This is a genomic window from Qingrenia yutianensis, from assembly GCF_014385105.1.
In the GTDB taxonomy this organism is placed as follows: Bacteria; Bacillota; Clostridia; order UMGS1810; family UMGS1810; genus Qingrenia; species Qingrenia yutianensis.
In genome coordinates this window covers 69,301-87,228 of sequence record NZ_JACRTE010000005.1, presented here as the reverse complement: position 1 = coordinate 87,228, position 17,928 = coordinate 69,301, and the positions used below count along the sequence as shown (strand labels likewise).

The following is a 17,928-nucleotide window of genomic DNA, read 5'->3' as shown; positions in this document are numbered from 1 at the left end:
TAACTGTATTTTTGGAGAGAAAATTTATGAAAACCACAAAAAATTCTGAAAAAATAAACTATGCACCGCCTCTTTTGGGAAACGGTTCTTTGTCCGTTATGCTGGACTACTGCGGACGTCAGGGCAAGGTGGGCGCGTTTGACGGCAAAACCTGCTGTGTGCCCGAAATCTGCGTTTGGAAAGCCGGCAGGCGCTACCGTTACGACACAATTCCCGAACGTCCCGAGCACAAGAGATTTACACTCATTCCGTTCGGTATGGTCGGCGAAATCATAAACGGCATTAAAAATCCCGAGCCGTATGACTGGGAGCAAACGCTCGATACCGACAAAGGTTTTATGCAGTCGGAGTGCAAATTTGACGGCTTAAGTATCGGCACGCGCGCGTATGTTCACTTTGATTTCGACTTGCTTTCGGTGAAAAAAACGTTTGACCGCACCGCCGATTATTCGTTTGTTTACAAGCTTAAGGGCGCGGACGGAAAAAAGATTGAACGGCTTTGCTATACCGCGGAAAAAATCGAAAACGGAATTGTTGTTTCGTACGAAATTGACGGCAAGGAAATGTATCACGGCAAGATTTATGTTTTTTGCGATGCAGACGTTTCGGCAGAGTGCAAAAATGACGAAATAATGCTTTCAAAACGTTTTGAAAACGGCGAAAGTGCGAGTATGTTTGTGCTTTACTGCGACGATTTCGACCGTGCGGATTATGCGGATTTTCTGTTGGAAAAACATTCGGAAATTCTTGAAAATCCCGAAAAAGTTTTTGAAGAGAGCGCGCAGAAATGGGCGGATTATATGAGCATATCCCGCGTTTCATTGGGTGATAAAAAGATTTGTGACGTATACAAAACCGCGCAGTATCATTTAAAAACGCTTTCCACAAAGTGGTCGCTTCCGATGGGCATAAACAACGCATTGTGGCACGGCGTGTTTTTCGCGTTTGACGAAATTTTCACGGGTACGGCGCTTATGTCGTCGGGACATTTTCACGAGGCATATAAAATCTGCAAATTTCGTTTTGACACACTGGATAGAGCAATTCAGCGCGTGTCAAATGCGCGGGTGCGCCAGGCGAACTATTTTTGCGAAACTATGGAGGACGGGCGCGGTACGGGCGTTCCGGGATTTTGGACGGAGCACGTTTTTCAGAACGTCAGCATTGTGCTGAATTTCTGGGAATATTATAAATACACGGGTGACACCGAATTTTTGAAGAGTATGGCTTATCCCGTTGCAAAGCACTGCGCGGCATATTTTATGAACAATATGGTCTACACCGAGGAGAGCGGAAAGACCGTAATTACCGCCTGCACCGACCTTGAACGGCTTGGCCCGTCGGTTACCAACGCGTATATGACAACGTGCAGTGCAATAAAGCTTTTTGAGGTGCTTTATTCGGTTTGGCGCATTGTTTCGGAGTATGACACCGATGCGGAATTTGCCGAAAAGTGCCTTAAAACCGCGGACGCACTGCGAAAATATCTTCCGAACGACGGCGAAAAATACATTCCGTATCCGAACTGCAAGGACAAAAGCATAGGCGTTTTGAGCGGTTGTTTTCCGTATAAGGTGCAGAAAAACGACGACGAAATGCAGAAAAAAGCCATTGAGAATTTTGTGTCGGACGAGCTGAAATTCGGCAATATGTACAGCGTAGGACGGCATATCGCGCCGTGGTATGCGTCGTGGAAAGCGACTGTTTATGCCGACATTTCGGACGAAAGAGCGTATTATTCGTTAAAACAGGCAACCGAGTCGGCAGGGTGCTTTGCCGAAATGTTTGAAATCAACGAAAAAGACTGCGTGTTCCGACCGTGGTTCACCACCGCTGCAGGCTCGTTTATTTATGCCGTAAACCGTATGCTCGTTCAGCGTGAGGGCGACGTTTTGTATATCGCGCCGGCGCTCCCCGAAAGCGAGAAAAGCTTTTCATTTAAGCTTTCGGCATACGGAAACATCACGGTTGAGGTTGCGGTTGAAAATCTAAAACTTACCGATTTTAAAATTATCCGCAACGGCGGTGAAAACGGCAAAATCAAGCTGAAATTTCCGAAGCATATCGACGTGTCGGACGCGGTGAAAAAAGGAATTATAAAACAGGACGATTTATACATATAACAAAAAAGCCATAGTCTTTTGACTATGGCTTTAAAAATGTATCAAAGTTTAATTTTAAATGTTTTTATCTCGTACGGCTTAATTTCAAATGTAAATGTGTTTTTGTCAAATTGAACCTTTTCGGTTTCGTTTTCCAAAAGGTCACATTCCGCAGCGTTTAAAATATCCTTAAACATCACCGCGTTAACCTTTCCGCGTCTGTTTTGGCACTCAAACATTCTCACAATAATGTCACCGCTGTCTTCCGCCTTTTTAACGGTTTCGACAACAACATTTTTGCAGTCGGTTTCGATAAACGAAAACTCGCACGGGAGCGTTCCGCTGTTTTTCATAGCGGGCGCGCAGGTGAGGGGGCAGTTTAAGGAATATGCCATATCAACCGTGTCTGCCTCACGCCAGGTATCCTTGTGCGGATAGAGCGAATATGTAAATTCGTGAAGTTCCTTGTCTGCGTCGGGGTTCGGGTAGGTTGCCGATTTTATGAGCGTCAGACGCATAACGCCGTCCTTTATATCGTGACCGTATTTGCAGTCGTTCAAAAGGCTCACGCCGTAGCCGTCCTCCGAAATATCCGCCCATTTCTGCGCGCAAACCTCAAATTTTGCCATATCCCAGCTTGTGTTCCAATGCGTCGGACGTTCAACGTTTCCGAATTGAATTTCATATGTCGCCTTGTTTGTGTGAACGTCAACGGGAAATGCGGTTTTGAGCAGAATATGCTTTTCTTTCCAGTCGATTTTTGTTTTGAAATCTATGCGGTCAAGGTTTTTGTAAATGCAAATATCCTGAACGATTTCGGAATTTACAAATTTTCTCTTTATGCGCAAAACTCCGCGCTCTGTGCCGTTTTCAATAACCTCGGCACCGCAGAAATCGTTAACCTCCCACATTTTTTGCTGATAGTAAACAGAAATTTCCCACGCGTCGTAATCTTTCGGTTTGTCCTCAAACGCCTGAAATACGTTGCCCGTGCCTTTTAACACGTTTCTTTCGGCACGTTTGTCGTAAATTGACGAAATATTGCCGTTTTTGTCTATTTCAATATCGAAAAATCTGTTGCTCATACGGTGTTCCGAAACAAAAATCTCACTTTCCGCCGGTTTGCCCTCGGCTACCGTGTATGTTTTATATCCCTTTGACGGAACGTTTTCGGCATAGAACAAAAGCTTATTTCCGACCTTCTGTGCGTTTGATACAGTACCGTCACTTGCGGTAACAACGGGGTTTTCAAAGTTATCGGCATTGTCAATTTCAACTAACTCACTGCGCGTAAAGCCAAGCTGATTGAACACCGCAAAGCCGTCGGACGGAGCGTTTATATTCTTCGCAATGTTTGACAATGCGTTTTTCTTTATGCTGTCCGCACCCGACAAAACATTTTCGTACTGCTCTTTTGACACTTCGTAAACCTCTTTGATTGACGAGCCGGGGAGGATGTCGTGGAACTGATTTAAAAGCACCGTTCGCCACATATCATTGATTTCAGCCTGACGGTATTCGCCGTTTAAAACGGTTTTGTCCATAACCGAATAAAGCTCCGCGTCCATAAGCGCAAACTCACTTTTGCGGTTGTATTTTTTGTTGCGAGCCATAGATGTGTACGTTCCGCGGTGAAGTTCGAGGTAAAGTTCGCCCACCCATTCGGGCATGCGTTTTGCGTTTTCCACCTTTTTTTCAAGGTCTTTGAAAAAGTCAAGCGACGTTGAAAACTCCACTTTCGGGCAACCCGGAATACCTTTCGACAGTCTTTTTGCGGTTTCAACCATTTCGGGCGTCGTTCCGCCGCCCCCGTCGCCGTAGCCGTAGCATATGAGCACCTCATCCGACACGTCTTTCTGCTGAAAACGTTTCCACGAACCCATAACTTCGCTCGGCGTCATTTTGCCGACATACGTTGTAAAATGCTGACTGTCGGGCACGTCGTAGTCGCGCGTTGTGATGAAATATGTAAGAATTTTTGTGCCGTCAATGCCCTCCCACATAAATGTGTCGTACGGCATTTTGTCGTATTCGCTCCAACTGATTTTTGTGGTCATAAAGTAGTCCACACCGCTTTTTTTGAGAATTTGCGGAAGTGCGGCGCTGTAGCCGAAAACGTCGGGAAGCCACAAAATCTTGTTGTCTTTGTTAAACTCCTCTTTAAAGAACCTTTTGCCGAAAAGTATCTGTCTTACGAGCGACTCGCCGGATGTGAGATTGCAGTCCGCCTCAAGCCACATTGCGCCCTCGGCTTCCCATCTGCCCTCTTTTACGCGCTCTTTAATTTCGCCGTAAAGTGCGGGATTTTCTTCTTTTAAATACTGATAAAGCTGGGGCTGGCTGGACATAAAAACATATTCGGGATACTGTTTCATAAGGTTTAAAACAGTCGAAAAACTGCGCACGGTTTTTTCGCGCGTCTGCGCAAGCGTCCAGAGCCACGCAACGTCAATGTGCGTATGGCCCACGCATTTTGCGGTAACGTCGCTGTTTCCGCAGTATTTGCCGTAGAACTCGGTTTCTATGTAGCAAAGCGCGTCTTTCACCGACTTGTCAAAATCCGCACTCGGAATTTCGCGCGTGTCGAGAATGTTTGCGGTGTTATTAAGATATTCTAAAATATCGACGCGCCTTTTGTCCTCTTTGTCAAGAAGCTTTGCAACCGAAAGCGGAACAAAAATGTCATAGTAAAGCGCGTTTATGTTTTCATCAAAATTTGCGGTGTAACATTTGAAATTCGCGGTGTCTTCGTTCATTCCGCTGTACGCATAAAGAACGATTTCAAACACCTCATTGCGCTTTGCATTTTTGGTTAATACAAACTCGGTGTGGTTAACGTCCATACCCTGAATGATTTTGCCGTTAACATATGCGTAAAACTGCGGATTTTTTGCGTCCCACTGTCCCTCTTTTCCTGTAAAAACCCCGAAAACAACGGTTTTCCCCTCGTTTTCGGGGAGCATTTCAACAGTGGTTTTAAACCACATATGCTTGTCGTATCCGCCCCATATACCGCCCGATTGAAACTTTTTCCAGCCGTCTTTGGGGCATTTTTCAATCTGTCCGCCGTCGGCGTTTTCGTTTAAAAAAATCTCGGTAATGTTTTGTTTGTTTTGATAACGAAGCTCTTTTAAATCTTCCGATATAACTCTTAATTTTTCAGTGAGTAAATACATTTTTTCCTCCTCATAAAATATATTTTATACTTATATTTTACACCCAGAAACGGTATATGTAAATTCAAAAAATATTTGTATTTATTAAGAAAATCAAAGATTTTTTATTTTTTTAAAAATCTGCCGTATTATTAAAACTCTACGGTCGGTAGAATTTTGACCGTCGATTTCGCGCAAAACAAAAGATATTGACGAGGAAACGTGCAATTTTCTTATGTAAAAAAGTAAAAATAAAAGTGGGTTAAATAACCCACCTTGTAACCCGCTTCAAACATTTAAACAAAAATATCCATTCTTTTCCAAGTCTTATTTTTGCCTTAAATAAAGGGAAAAACTAAGCTTTTTGAAGAATGGATATTCTGATAAATTGGTGCGGCAAATGGGACTTGAACCCATACGTCATAGACACACGCCCCTCAAACGTGCCTGTCTGCCGATTCCAGCACTGCCGCATTTATTGTTTTGCAACAACATCAACTATTTTAACTGATTTTACGTAATTTGTCAATACTATTTTTAAAAATTTTTTAAAATATTTCAAATTATTTTCAAATCATTTTCAAAAACTGCTTATTTTACGGCAAAAACGCCGTAAAATAAGCAGAATTGGGCAAGTTTAATTTACATATAAAAACAAACACGCTATTTTCTGTCGGAGAGCGGAATATAATCTTTATTTTCCGCGACGCTGATATACGTCGGGCGGATAATTTTGCCCGCGTTTTGAATTTCCTCTATTCGGTGCGCGCTCCAGCCCGAAATACGCGACATCGCAAAAATAGGCGTGAAAAGCTCGGGCGGAAGTTTAAGCATTTTATAGACCAATCCCGAATAAAAGTCGATATTCGCGCTTACGCCTTTATAAATTTTGCGCTTTTGAGATATTATATCCGACGCGAGGTTTGCCACCGTTTCGTAAAGCTCAAATTCCTCCTCGCACCCTTTTTCCACCGACAAATCGTGCGCGCATTTTTTTAAAATATCCGCTCTCGGGTCGGACTTTGAATAAACCGCGTGACCCATACCGTAAATTAACCCTGTTCTATCAAACGCTTCCTTATTGAGAAGTTTTGCAAGATAATCTTCGATTTCGCCCTTGTTTTTGACGTTTATGCTGTTTTTCATATCGTCGAACATATTCACAACCTTGATGTTTGCACCGCCGTGGCGCGGACCTTTGAGTGAACCGAGCGCAGCCGCAACCGATGAATATGTGTCTGTTCCCGACGAGGTTACAACGTGGGTTGTGAATGCCGAGTTGTTTCCGCCGCCGTGCTCTGCGTGCAGAACAAGCGACAAATCGAGAATTTTCGCCTCAAGGCTTGTATATTTTCCGTTTTTGCGGAGCATATGCAAAATATTTTCCGCCGAGGAAAGGTTTTCGTCGGGACGGTGGATATACAGGCTTTTGCCCTTATGATAGTGTCTGAACGAGTGAAAACCGTAAACCGCAAGCAGGGGAAAAACCGAAATAAGCTGTAAGCTCTGGCGCATAACGTTTGCAACCGAAATATCGTCGGGATTGTCGTCGTAAGCGTAGAGCGCAAGCACACTTCGCGAGAGAATGTTCATCATATCGCGTCCGGGATTTTTCAAAATTGAATTGTTTACAAAATCATCGGGCAGAGTGCGGTATTTTGCAAGCGCGGTTTTAAATTCCGCAAGTTCTGTTTTGCTTGGAAGACGCGAAAACAAAAGCAGATAAATCGTTTCTTCAAAACCGAAACGGTTGTCTGACAAAAATCCCGACACAAGGTCACGTATATTGTATCCTCGGTAGAAAAGTTCGCCGTCACACGGAACGGTGTTTCCGTCCGCACCTGTTTCCTTTGCTTTAATGCGCGAAATTTCGGTAAGTCCCGTCGGGACGCCGTTTCCGTTTAAATCGCGCAGTCCGCGGTAAATGCCGTGTTCAAGATACATCTCGCTTTGTATATGATTACCGTTGTTTGAAATTTCGGCAAGTTTTTTGATGTACTGAGAAATTTCCGAATTAAGTTTGTTCATTGCGTCACCTCTTTCATATATGCTCAATTTTAGCATAATTTTGAAAAATTGGCAAGCAATGCGCCAAAACTTCACATAACGTTCATAGTTTCGACATAAATTTCAGTTATTGTATTTTTGTGAAAATCAGTCTTTTACAAAATACTGTCCGTCGTCGGCAAACTCGATTATTACGGCAAAATATTCATTTTCGCCGTCGGTAAAATGTGTGCAGAGGTTATCCGCGTGGGCGAGGGGATTTCCGCCGTTTTCCGACGCGAACGCTATTGAGATTTTGTCACCATCAACGCCGAAAAGGTAAAAACCGAATTTGTCGAACGAATACATCGCCGAGCGTTCAAACATTGCGAATTTCACCGCGGAAATGCTTAAAATCGGCTTGAAAACAGTGATTTTATACATATCAAAATTTTGAAATTCAATATCTGTTTTTTCAAAATCTTTTAAATTTGCGCTTATTTCGTCCGAAATTTTTTGACGGATTTCGGGAGTAATGCAGTTTCCGCCGTTTTTTATATCGCCGAGAATTTTTTTTGCGTTGTCGATTGCAGGCTCGTCGTCAAGCGTCCATTCATCGCCCGAATACGCGTAGCCGACGTAATCAACCTTATCGGTGATGGTGTTTTTTATGCCGAAAACAACGGTGTCTGTGCAGTCGGAGGTTTGCATAAACACGGCAAGATGACCGAAATTATCCACAATGCCGATCGGCTTTAAATCTTTTGTATCGCGCTCGGCAAAATATGCGCGCACAACGCAGTCGGGAGAAATGTCGCCGTGGATTTTTATGTCTATGCCGATATTCGCGCCGTTTTCGCAGTCGGTTTTTGTAACCGTTCCGCTTATGATTTTTGACTTGATATTGAAATTTTCTTTCATTTGATTATCACCTTTCGATATAAAATAAATTAAAGCCTTTCGATATAAAATTATATGCGGTAAAAAAATACTTTTGACAAACGGTGTGCAATATGATAAAATAAATTATTAAACATATATGGGAGAGATTTTTATGGGGTTGTTTGGACGGGGTTATCAGAAAGAGGGACCGGGAGTATCGAAGGACGACGTTGAAAAACGAAAATTCTTTTTGTTTTTTGAGTTGTATTTCAGAAAATTCTGGAAGCTTATAAAGCTTAATCTTCTTTATTTTGTTGTTAATATTTTAAGCGTGCTCGCAATTTCGGTTATGCTTATGAGCCTTTCCGTACCGCACGAAAAGGGTGTTATCGACGGCGTTGCGCTTATCGCATACGGCGTATTTGTGCTGTCGGGAATTATTTTGGGGCCGAGCAGTGCGGCTATGGTGTATGTATTGAGAAATTACGCAAATCAGCGTCATTCGTTTATGGCGTCCGACTTTTTTGAACAGTTCAGGAAAAATTTCAAACAGGCGGCTCCGGTAGGTATGCTTTGCACCGTTCTGCCCGTTGTTTTCTGGTTTGCGCTTTCCTACTATTCGGCAATCGGCGGAAGTTTCGGAATGATACTTTTGTGCCTCACAACGCTTTGCATAATTGTGCTTTTGTCGGCATTTTTGTATATTTATCCCATTATGGTGACGTTTGACTTAAAACTTAAACAGATTTTCAAAAATTCGCTTATTATGGCTTTTGCAAACTTCCCCGTAAATCTTTTTGTGCTTATTGTAAGCGCGGCGATTTTATACGGTGTGACATTCCTTTCAATTCCGCTTCTTTCGCTTTTGATGCTCCTTATCGTTCCCGTCACAATCGGGTTCGTGTCGGTGTTTTCAATTTGGGGCGTGATTGACAAATATATGATGCCGGAAATGGAAACCGAGGAGGAAGAATCGGTATTTTCGGACGAGAGAATTTTGAAATAATATGAAAATTCTAATTGACGCGGACGCCTGTCCCGTAAAGGAAATTGCGGTTCGGACTGCAAAAAAATACGGTATTGAGGTTTTGATGTTCTGCGACACAAGCCACATTTTAAAAAGCGATTATGCAAAAATTTTCACCGTTGACAAGGCGAGCGACAGTGTGGATATTGCCCTTGCAAACAAGCTTGAAAAGGGCGATATTGCAATTACGCAGGATTACGGCGTGGCGGCGCTTGCGCTGGGACGGGGTGCTATGTGCATAAATCAGAACGGTCTTGTTTACACAAACGAAAATATTGATATGCTTTTGTTTGAGAGGCATATAGGCAAAAAAATGCGCCGTGCCGGCAAATCAACCGGCGGCGCAAAGAAAAGAAACAGTGAAAATGACATAAAATTTGCATATGAATTTGAAAAACTTATTAAAAGTGCAAATATTTGTTAAAAATATCTTGTAAAACGGCGGAAAAAGTATTATAATGTAAATATATGTCTAAATTAGTGTGAGAGGAAGTTTAAAAATGAGCAGTTTTATTGAGAAAATCAAGGAGAGAGCAAAACAGGACAAAAAAACTATTGTACTGCCCGAGTCTATGGACAGACGTACGTTTGAGGCGGCGGCACAGGTTTTGAAAGAGGATATTGCAAACCTTATAATCATCGGCACGGAGGAGGAAATTGCAAAAAACAGCGAGGGTCTTGACATTTCAAAGGCTAAAATCATCAATCCGTTTACATACGAAAAAACCGAGGATTACTTAAATCTTTTTGTTGAACTTCGAAAAAATAAAGGTCTTACATATGAGGACGCGAAGAAAACCGCGCTCGGCGATTATATGTATTATGCCTGCCTTATGGTTAAAGCCGGCGACGCAGACGGCGTTGTTTCGGGTGCGTGCCATTCAACGGCAAACACACTCCGTCCGAGCCTTCAGATTATAAAAACGAAACCGGGCGTTAAGCTTGTTTCGTCCTTCTTTGTTATGGTTGTTCCGAACTGCGAATACGGCGAAAACGGCGTGTTTGTGTTTGCGGACTGCGGTCTTGAACAGAACCCCGATTCCGAAAAGCTTGCGGCAATCGCACAGTGTGCTGCGGAATCGTTTGAACTTTTGGTTGAAAAAGAGCCGAGAGTTGCACTTCTTTCTCACTCGTCAATGGGCAGTGCAAAGCACGCTGACGTTGACAAAGTTGTTGAGGCTGTCAGAATTGCAAAAGAAAACGCTCCCGAATTAAAACTAGACGGCGAACTTCAGCTTGACGCCGCAATCGTTCCGTCGGTCGGCGCATCGAAAGCTCCCAATTCGCCCGTTGCAGGCAAGGCAAACGTTTTGGTATTCCCCGACCTCGATGCGGGAAACATCGGATACAAGCTTGTTCAGCGTCTTGCAAAAGCAGAAGCATACGGCCCGGTTACACAGGGTATTGCAATGCCGATAAACGATTTGTCGCGCGGATGCAGTGCGGAAGATATTGTCGGTGTTGTTGCAATCACTTGCGTTCAGGCGCAGGCGAAATAATTGATTTTAATATTATAAAAAGGAATTATAAAAAGGAATGATTTTGTTGAAAATTTTGGTTATAAACGCAGGAAGTTCCTCGCTTAAATATCAGTTTATAGATATTGAGAAAAAAGAGGTATTGGCAAAAGGTATTTGTGAAAGAATAGGAATTGAAGGCTCGAAAATTTCGCAGAAAGCGGACGGCAAACCCGAATATGAGCTCGTTAAAGATATGAAAGACCATTCCGATGCTATCAAAATGGTTATAGATGCTTTGACATCGAAAGAATACGGCGTTATTTCGTCGATGAACGAAATCGACGCGGTAGGCCACAGAGTGCTCCACGGCGGTAAATATTACAGCGCGTCCACAATAGTGACGGACGACGTTAAAAAGGTTATCAGAGATTGTTTCGACCTCGGACCTTTGCACAATCCGGCAAACCTTACCGGTATTGAGGCTTGCGAAAAAGCAATGCCCGGCACACCGCAGGTTGCGGTATTCGACACCGCTTTCGGTCAGTCGATGGACAAAAAAGTTTATACATACGCTATTCCTTACGAATACTATGAAAAATATGCTATAAGAAGATACGGTTTTCACGGCATAAGCCACAACTTCGTTGCAAACAGAGCGCTTGAGGTTATCGGTCTTGACAAGGAAAAAGGCAAAGTTATCGTTTGCCACCTCGGAAACGGTTCGAGCATTTCGGCGTCAATCGGCGGAAAATGCGTTGACACAAGTATGGGTCTTACTCCTTTGGAGGGTCTTGTAATGGGAACCCGAAGCGGTGACGTTGACCCTGCGGTTGTTCAGTATATCGCAAACAAAGAAAACAAAACGGTTGACGAGGTTTTGAATATTCTCAACAAAAAATCGGGCGTTCTCGGTATTTCAAAGGTAAGCAGCGACTTCAGAGATTTGGAGGACGCGGCGGAAAACGGCAACGAAATGGCAAAACTTGCGCTCGATATGTTCATTTACAGAGTTGTTAAATACATAGGTGCATACGCGGCGGCTATGAACGGCGTTGACGCGATTGTGTTCACGGCAGGTATCGGCGAAAACACCGTTATCATAAGAGATGCGGTTGCAAAATCGCTTACTTATCTCGGCGTTGAGCTTGACGAAAAAATCAATTCCGAAAGAAGAAAAGACGAGAGATGCATAAGCACTCCCAATTCAAAAGTTAAGGTTTGGGTTATTCCCACAAACGAAGAACTTATGATTGCCGAGGATACCGCAAGACTCGTAAAATAAAATACTTAAAAAATATTGATAAAAAAATCTTGACAAATCAGGTATAAAAATGTATAATTGATTTGTTATGTCGAGGTGTGATATGAAAATTGATGTTTCCGATATACTTGTATCGGACGGACAAAGCAAAAAGATAAGTGCGGATATTGCGCTTGAAAATGCGGAGTTTAACGGAAATTTCCTGCGTTTCACAAAGCCTGTTTCGGTGTGCGGAACGGCGGAAAACATAGGCGGCAGCGTTGTGCTTTCGCTCAAAGCCGACACGCGCTTTGAAACCGAATGTGCAAAATGCCTTGAAAATTTCGGCGTTGATTTTTCATATGACATAAACGAAACTTTCGTTAAAAACGGTGCGTCCGATGACGTCTGCACGCTTTGCGGCAGCGAAATCGACTTAAGCGATGTTGTTTTACAGCATTTGTATATGAACCTTCCGATAAGTTTTATTTGCAAAGACGATTGCAAAGGTCTTTGTCAAAAATGTGGACAAAACTTAAACAAAGGCGAATGCACTTGCGGTGACGACGACATTGACCCTCGAATGGCCGCACTTTTGAATTTTAAAAAATAATTACGGAATAGTTTTCCGAGCAGTATTTTTAGGAGGTGGAAACAGATGGCAGTACCTAAAAGAAAAACATCTAAAGCCAGAAAAAATAAAAGAAGAGCAAACTGGAAATTGGCGTTGCCCGGTTTGGTAAAGTGTCCGAAATGTCAGGAGTTTAAATTGCCGCACAGAGCGTGCAAAGCCTGCGGTTTTTACAAAGACAGCGAGGTTATCAAAGCTCAATAATTTTTGTGACGTGAGACGAGCGGTTTAACGTTTGTCGTAAGGTCTGTTTTTTGGCGCATAACGGCAACCTGTCCTTTTCGGACGGGTTGCTTTTGTACTATTTACGGGATAAATTGTCATTGCGCCGAAAAACGTGAAAACCAAGGAGCGTATATATGAAAAAAACAAAATACAAATACATTATTTTTGACTTGGACGGCACCATTACCGATTCTGCCTACGGTGTTCAAAGATGCTTTAACTATGCGCTTTCAAAATTCGGCAAGGAAGTGCCCGACCACACAAAACTGCGCGTTGTAGGTCCGCCTCTTAAAGAGTCGTTTATCGGTCAGTTCGGTATGACGGAGGAGGAGTCGGACAGGGCGCTTGAATATTACCGCGCTCTCTACCGCGAAAAAGGTATGCTTGAATGGGACAGGCTTTTTGGCGGGATAGACACTCTCATTAAAGATATGCACGGCGCCGGATATATTATTTTGCTCGGTTCGTCAAAGCCGACCGATTTCTGCGTTAAAATTTTAAACTATTTCGGCATTTCAAAGTATTTCACCCGTATGGACGCGGCGTCGTTCGACTCGTCGCGCGCAACAAAAGAGGCTGTGCTGGAAAACACCATAAAAATGGCAGGCATTGCCGACAAAAGCGAGGCGGTGCTGATCGGCGACACGAAATTTGACCTTATGGGCGCGGAATATGTGGGCATTGACGCAGTTGCCGTGGAATACGGCTACGGTACATACGAGGAACTGCGCAAGTATAAGACTGTGTATATTGCGAAAACCGTGGACGATTTGCGTGCGTTTTTTCTCGGTGAATGATTAAATTTTAAGAGGAATTTTATGGGAATTGCGAAGGTTAAAAGCGTAATTGAAAATTCAATAGCATACGACGCATATATTGAGCCGGGCGATGTAATAACTATGATTGACGGCAAAGAAATATGCGATTTTATAGATTTTAAGTATCTTACGTCAAACGATTATTACGTTGTCACGGTGGAGAAAAAGGACGGCGAGGTTGAAGAAATCGAGATTTACAACGACGATTTCGAGCCGTTCGGCGTTGAATTTGAAAATCAGCTTATCGACAAGCCGAGGGAGTGCAGAAACAAGTGCATTTTCTGCTTTATGGACCAGCTTCCGCCCAATATGCGCGCGACTATGCACTTTAAAGACGACGACGTGAGGCTGTCGTTTTTGCAGGGAAACTATGTCACGCTTACAAATTTGAACGACAAAGATATTGAAAGAATTGTGCGTCTTAAAATAAGTCCGATAAACGTTTCGGTTCATACCACCGACGGCGAATTGCGGAAAAAGATGTTAAACAACCGCTTTGCCGATAAAATTCTTGATATTATGCACAAATTCAAGGACGGCGGTATTCGTATGAACGCGCAGATTGTGCTCTGCAAGGGCATAAACGACGGTAAATACCTTGAAAAATCAATCTGTGATTTGGAAAAGCTTTTCCCGGCAATTATGAGCGTTTCAATCGTTCCTGTAGGTGTGAGTGCATACAGAAAAGGACTTTTTCCGCTTGAAAGTTTTGATGAAAAAACGGCGGGCGATGTGATTGACCTTGTTACGCCGTATCAGAAAAGATTTAAGAAAAAATACGGCACAAGCCTTGTGTATCTTGCGGACGAATTTTATATTTCGGCAAAACGCGAACTTCCGCCGTATGAGCATTACGAAACGTTTCCGCAGATTGAAAACGGCGTGGGGCTTATGACTTGTTTTGAAGAGGAGTTTTACACCGCGGTTGAATTTTTTTCGCCGAGCGGAAAAAAACCTCAAAAAAAGTCGCTTGCAACGTCGGTTATTGCATATGACTACATTAAAAAATTCAAGGACAGAGCCGACGAAATTCAAAACACAAACTGCGAAACTTTTAAAATCCGCAACGATTTTTTCGGAAACAAAATCACCGTTACGGGGCTTTTGTGCGGACGCGATATTATAAATCAGCTTAAAGGAAAAATTTCGGGCGAAGTGCTTCTTTTGTCCGACTCTATGATAAAACCGGGCAGTGACCTCTTTTTGGACGATTACAGAATTTGCGACGTTGAAAAAGAGCTTAACGTTAAGGTTGTGCTGGTGAAAAACGACGGCGCAGACCTTTTGGACTGCCTGATGATGTAAAAAGGAGGAATGATGATGTCTAAACCCATATTTGCCATTGTGGGCAGACCTAACGTTGGAAAATCGACGCTTTTTAACAAAATTATAGGGCAGAGAATTTCCATTGTCGAGGACACTCCGGGTGTTACGCGCGACAGAATTTTTGCGGACGGCGAGTGGAGCGGTAAAAAATTCACGCTTATCGACACGGGCGGTATCGAGCCGAAAAACGACAGCGAGATTTTGACCGAAATGCGAAATCAGGCAAATCTTGCAATCGAAATGGCGGACGTTGTAATTTTTATGGTTGATATAAAGGATGGTCTTACCGCGGCGGACGCGGACGTTGCGGCTATGCTTCAAAAGTCGAAAAAGCCCGTCGTTTTGGTGTGCAACAAATCCGATTCTCCCGGCGACGTGCCGATGGAATACTATGAATTTTTCAATCTCGGTCTTGACGAGCCTGTTGCGGTGTCGTCAATTCACGGTCTTGGCGTGGGCGACCTTTTGGATAAGGTTTATTCGTACGTTGATTTTTCAAAGACCGACGAAATTGAGGAAGATATTATAAAAGTTGCGGTTATCGGAAAGCCGAACGTCGGAAAATCCTCGCTGATTAACACAATTCTCGGCGAAAAGAGGGTTATTGTCAGCAACGTTGCCGGCACGACGCGCGACGCGATTGACACATATTACGAGCGTGACGGTCAGAAATATTTGTTTGTCGATACCGCCGGAATGAGAAAAAAAGGCAAAATTGAGGAAAACATTGAACGTTACAGCGTTATACGTTCGCTTGCCGCGATTGACCGCTGCGACGTTGTTTTGGTGATGATTGACGCTACAGAGGGCGTGACCGAGCAGGACTCGAAAATTGCAGGTTACGCGCACAATGCAGGCAAGGCGAGCATTGTCGTTGTAAATAAGTGGGATTTGGTTGAAAAAGAAACCAACACGATGAAAAATTTTAAAAACGACGTTTTAAACGGTTTGCCGTTTATGCAGTATGCGCCGTCGGAATTTGTGTCGGCGAAAACGGGACTCCGCTTAAACAAGCTTTTTGAGCTTATCAAATTTGTAAATGCGCAGAATGCTGTGCGTATTCCCACGGGCGTTTTAAACGACGTTTTAAATGACGCTACGAGTATGGTTCAGCCTCCGTCGGACAAGGGCAGACGGCTCAAAATTTACTACATCACACAGGCATCAACCCGTCCGCCCACGTTTATACTTTTTGTAAACGACAAGGAGCTTGCGCATTTTTCATATGTGCGCTATATCGAGAATAAAATCCGCGAGGCGTTTAATTTAAACGGCACTCCCGTGAAGTTTATTATCCGTGAAAGAGGAGAAAAAAATGACTGATTTTTTGATTTATTTCGCATTTTCGGTTATATCTTATCTTTTGGGCAGTATAAACACAGGCATACTTGTGTCGAAAATTCTATATAATGATGATGTGCGCAACTACGGAAGTCATAACGCAGGCGCGACGAATATTCTGCGCACATACGGCAAAAAAGCGGCGGCAATCACGGTTCTGGGCGACGCGCTGAAGGGCGTTATCGCGATACTTTTGGTGCGTCTTGTGTATTTTTGCTTTAAAAATGCACATCTCCCCGATTTAAGGAGCGTTACATATTTTGCGGCATTTTTTGCGGTTTTGGGGCATAATTTCCCTGTTTACTTTAAGTTTAAGGGCGGTAAAGGCGTGCTTACGTCAATCACCGTTATAATTATGCTCGACCCGTTTGTCGGTCTTGCAACGCTTGTTATTTCAATTCTTATTATGGCGGCGACAAAATACGTTTCGCTCGGTTCGGTTATGGGTGCGTTTATCGCGGCGGCGCTTGCGGTATTTTTCCGCACCGACGATTTGGGATTTGTGGTTTTGTGCGTTCTGCTTGCGGGTCTTATCATTTACCGTCACCGCGGAAACATTGTGAGGCTTGCGCACGGAACGGAATCAAAGCTCGGCAGGAGGAAAAGATGAACGGTAAAAAAATTGCGGTTATAGGCTCGGGAGGCTGGGGCTGTGCGGTTGCGGTTATGCTTTGCTCAAACGGCAACGACGTTACGCTTTGGTCGTGGAAAGAAGAAGAACGAAGCGCCATAGAAAAAAACGGCGAAAACAAAGAATTTCTGCCCGGCGTTAAAATAAGCGGAAAAATTCACTTAACGTGCGATATTTCGTGCGTTTGCGATAAAGATTTAATCGTGCTTGCCGTGCCGTCGCGCGCGGTGAGAAGTACGGCAAAGGCTATGGCGGACTATGTGAAAAAAGGCACTCCGCTTGTGATTTTGTCGAAAGGCCTGGAGGACAAAACGCTTAAAACAATGTCTGAAATTGCCGAAGAAGAAATAAAAAACTGCATACCCGTTGCGCTTTCGGGTCCGTCGCACGCCGAAGAAGTTGCGCGCAAGGTCCCCACGGCGATTGTTGCCGCCTGCAAGGTAAGCGATACGGCGAAATTCGTTCAGGAAATTTTTATGTGCGAATATTTCAGAGTTTACACAAACGACGATATTTTAGGCGTTGAACTTGGCGGTGCGCTTAAAAACGTTATTGCGCTTTGCGCCGGCATCACCGACGGAATAGGGTTCGGCGACAACACAAAAGCGGCGCTTATGACGCGCGGAATTAAAGAAATCGCGCGCCTCGGCACAAAAATGGGCGCAAACGAAAGCACGTTTTACGGACTTGCCGGAATAGGCGACCTTATCGTTACCTGTACGAGTATGCATTCGCGCAACAGGCGCGCCGGAATACTTATCGGCGAGGGAAAGACGCTTAAACAGGCGCTGGACGAGGTGCATATGGTGGTTGAGGGCGTTTATTCGTCGCACGCGGCGTACGAACTTTCAAAGAAAATGAATGTCGAAATGCCGATAATTCACAAGGCTTACGAAGTGCTTTTTGAAAATTTACCGCCCAAAGACGCGGTAATCAGCCTTATGAAACGCGATAAAAAAGACGAAATAGTTTAAAATGCAAAAGAGGTGAAATTTTAATGTTTCATCTCTTTTTTGTATAAAAATACCTTTATATTCAAGCTCAAAAATGTGCAAAATATATTAAATATTTATAATATTTGACAAACGCATAAAAAAGGAGTAT

15 protein-coding genes and 1 tRNA gene are annotated in these 17,928 nt (G+C 43.5%); 12 read left to right on the top strand and 4 right to left on the bottom strand.

Annotation, left to right across the window (positions count from 1 at the left end; genetic code table 11):
* Positions 1–26: 26 nt before the first annotated feature.
* Positions 27–2,123, top strand: coding sequence for a glycosyl hydrolase family 95 catalytic domain-containing protein (locus tag H8706_RS05955; RefSeq protein WP_262431879.1), 2,097 nt, complete (start codon positions 27–29; stop codon positions 2,121–2,123).
* Between the two features lie 41 nt (positions 2,124–2,164).
* Here the strand turns inward: H8706_RS05955 and H8706_RS05950 are convergent, their stop codons facing one another.
* The 4 genes from H8706_RS05950 to H8706_RS05935 all read right to left on the bottom strand — a co-directional run bounded on the left by H8706_RS05950 (position 2,165) and on the right by H8706_RS05935 (position 8,164).
* Positions 2,165–5,278 carry an alpha-mannosidase gene (locus H8706_RS05950; protein WP_262431878.1) on the bottom strand — a complete coding sequence of 1,038 codons (3,114 nt, stop codon included), beginning with the start codon at positions 5,276–5,278 and terminating at the stop codon, positions 2,165–2,167.
* 368 nt (positions 5,279–5,646) lie between these two features.
* A tRNA-Leu gene (locus H8706_RS05945) sits at positions 5,647–5,730 on the bottom strand.
* 190 nt (positions 5,731–5,920) lie between these two features.
* Positions 5,921–7,285, bottom strand: coding sequence for a citrate/2-methylcitrate synthase (locus tag H8706_RS05940; protein WP_262431877.1), 1,365 nt, complete (start codon positions 7,283–7,285; stop codon positions 5,921–5,923).
* A gap of 126 nt (positions 7,286–7,411) precedes the next feature.
* Positions 7,412–8,164 (bottom strand): hypothetical protein, encoded by a 753-nt coding sequence (locus tag H8706_RS05935; protein WP_178348547.1) that lies wholly within the window; start codon positions 8,162–8,164, stop codon positions 7,412–7,414.
* Between the two features lie 133 nt (positions 8,165–8,297).
* Between H8706_RS05935 and H8706_RS05930 the strand changes: the two genes are divergently transcribed.
* The 11 genes from H8706_RS05930 (at position 8,298) to H8706_RS05880 (ending at position 17,798) form a co-directional block, all read left to right on the top strand.
* Positions 8,298–9,131 (top strand): YesL family protein, encoded by an 834-nt coding sequence (locus tag H8706_RS05930; protein WP_262431876.1) that lies wholly within the window; start codon positions 8,298–8,300, stop codon positions 9,129–9,131.
* 1 nt (position 9,132) lies between these two features.
* Entirely contained in the window at positions 9,133–9,576 is a 444-nt protein-coding gene (locus tag H8706_RS05925) for a YaiI/YqxD family protein (protein WP_262431875.1), read from the top strand.
* 76 nt (positions 9,577–9,652) lie between these two features.
* Positions 9,653–10,651 carry a phosphate acetyltransferase gene (pta, locus tag H8706_RS05920; protein WP_178347767.1) on the top strand — a complete coding sequence of 333 codons (999 nt, stop codon included), beginning with the start codon at positions 9,653–9,655 and terminating at the stop codon, positions 10,649–10,651.
* 46 nt (positions 10,652–10,697) lie between these two features.
* Positions 10,698–11,894, top strand: coding sequence for an acetate/propionate family kinase (locus tag H8706_RS05915; RefSeq protein ID WP_262431948.1), 1,197 nt, complete (start codon positions 10,698–10,700; stop codon positions 11,892–11,894).
* 82 nt (positions 11,895–11,976) lie between these two features.
* Positions 11,977–12,465, top strand: coding sequence for a YceD family protein (locus tag H8706_RS05910; RefSeq protein WP_178347769.1), 489 nt, complete (start codon positions 11,977–11,979; stop codon positions 12,463–12,465).
* A 45-nt stretch (positions 12,466–12,510) separates the two neighbouring features.
* Positions 12,511–12,687, top strand: coding sequence for a 50S ribosomal protein L32 (rpmF, locus tag H8706_RS05905; protein ID WP_178347770.1), 177 nt, complete (start codon positions 12,511–12,513; stop codon positions 12,685–12,687).
* A 155-nt stretch (positions 12,688–12,842) separates the two neighbouring features.
* A complete protein-coding gene (locus H8706_RS05900; protein WP_262431874.1) occupies positions 12,843–13,505 on the top strand; it encodes an HAD hydrolase-like protein in 663 nt (220 codons plus the stop codon).
* A gap of 21 nt (positions 13,506–13,526) precedes the next feature.
* Positions 13,527–14,831, top strand: coding sequence for a DUF512 domain-containing protein (locus H8706_RS05895; RefSeq protein WP_178347772.1), 1,305 nt, complete (start codon positions 13,527–13,529; stop codon positions 14,829–14,831).
* 15 nt (positions 14,832–14,846) lie between these two features.
* Complete coding sequence (gene der, locus H8706_RS05890) at positions 14,847–16,175, top strand: ribosome biogenesis GTPase Der (protein WP_178347773.1); 1,329 nt, start codon at positions 14,847–14,849, stop codon at positions 16,173–16,175.
* The gene (plsY, locus tag H8706_RS05885) at positions 16,168–16,803 is read left to right on the top strand and encodes a glycerol-3-phosphate 1-O-acyltransferase PlsY (protein ID WP_262431873.1); all 636 of its coding nucleotides are present in this window, start codon (positions 16,168–16,170) and stop codon (positions 16,801–16,803) included. The genes der and plsY overlap by 8 nt, the downstream gene beginning before the upstream one ends.
* Positions 16,800–17,798, top strand: a complete 999-nt coding sequence (locus tag H8706_RS05880) for an NAD(P)H-dependent glycerol-3-phosphate dehydrogenase (RefSeq protein WP_178347775.1) — start codon at positions 16,800–16,802, stop codon at positions 17,796–17,798. The genes plsY and H8706_RS05880 overlap by 4 nt, the downstream gene beginning before the upstream one ends.
* Positions 17,799–17,928 lie beyond the last annotated feature (130 nt).

Coding starts and splice junctions, on each gene's coding strand:
- H8706_RS05955 (WP_262431879.1), top strand. CDS start 27: ATGAAAACCACAAAAAATTCTGAAAAAATAAACTATGCACCGCCTCTT.
- H8706_RS05950 (WP_262431878.1), bottom strand. CDS start 5,278: ATGTATTTACTCACTGAAAAATTAAGAGTTATATCGGAAGATTTAAAA.
- H8706_RS05940 (WP_262431877.1), bottom strand. CDS start 7,285: ATGAACAAACTTAATTCGGAAATTTCTCAGTACATCAAAAAACTTGCC.
- H8706_RS05935 (WP_178348547.1), bottom strand. CDS start 8,164: ATGAAAGAAAATTTCAATATCAAGTCAAAAATCATAAGCGGAACGGTT.
- H8706_RS05930 (WP_262431876.1), top strand. CDS start 8,298: ATGGGGTTGTTTGGACGGGGTTATCAGAAAGAGGGACCGGGAGTATCG.
- H8706_RS05925 (WP_262431875.1), top strand. CDS start 9,133: ATGAAAATTCTAATTGACGCGGACGCCTGTCCCGTAAAGGAAATTGCG.
- pta (WP_178347767.1), top strand. CDS start 9,653: ATGAGCAGTTTTATTGAGAAAATCAAGGAGAGAGCAAAACAGGACAAA.
- H8706_RS05910 (WP_178347769.1), top strand. CDS start 11,977: ATGAAAATTGATGTTTCCGATATACTTGTATCGGACGGACAAAGCAAA.
- rpmF (WP_178347770.1), top strand. CDS start 12,511: ATGGCAGTACCTAAAAGAAAAACATCTAAAGCCAGAAAAAATAAAAGA.
- H8706_RS05900 (WP_262431874.1), top strand. CDS start 12,843: ATGAAAAAAACAAAATACAAATACATTATTTTTGACTTGGACGGCACC.
- H8706_RS05895 (WP_178347772.1), top strand. CDS start 13,527: ATGGGAATTGCGAAGGTTAAAAGCGTAATTGAAAATTCAATAGCATAC.
- der (WP_178347773.1), top strand. CDS start 14,847: ATGTCTAAACCCATATTTGCCATTGTGGGCAGACCTAACGTTGGAAAA.
- plsY (WP_262431873.1), top strand. CDS start 16,168: ATGACTGATTTTTTGATTTATTTCGCATTTTCGGTTATATCTTATCTT.
- H8706_RS05880 (WP_178347775.1), top strand. CDS start 16,800: ATGAACGGTAAAAAAATTGCGGTTATAGGCTCGGGAGGCTGGGGCTGT.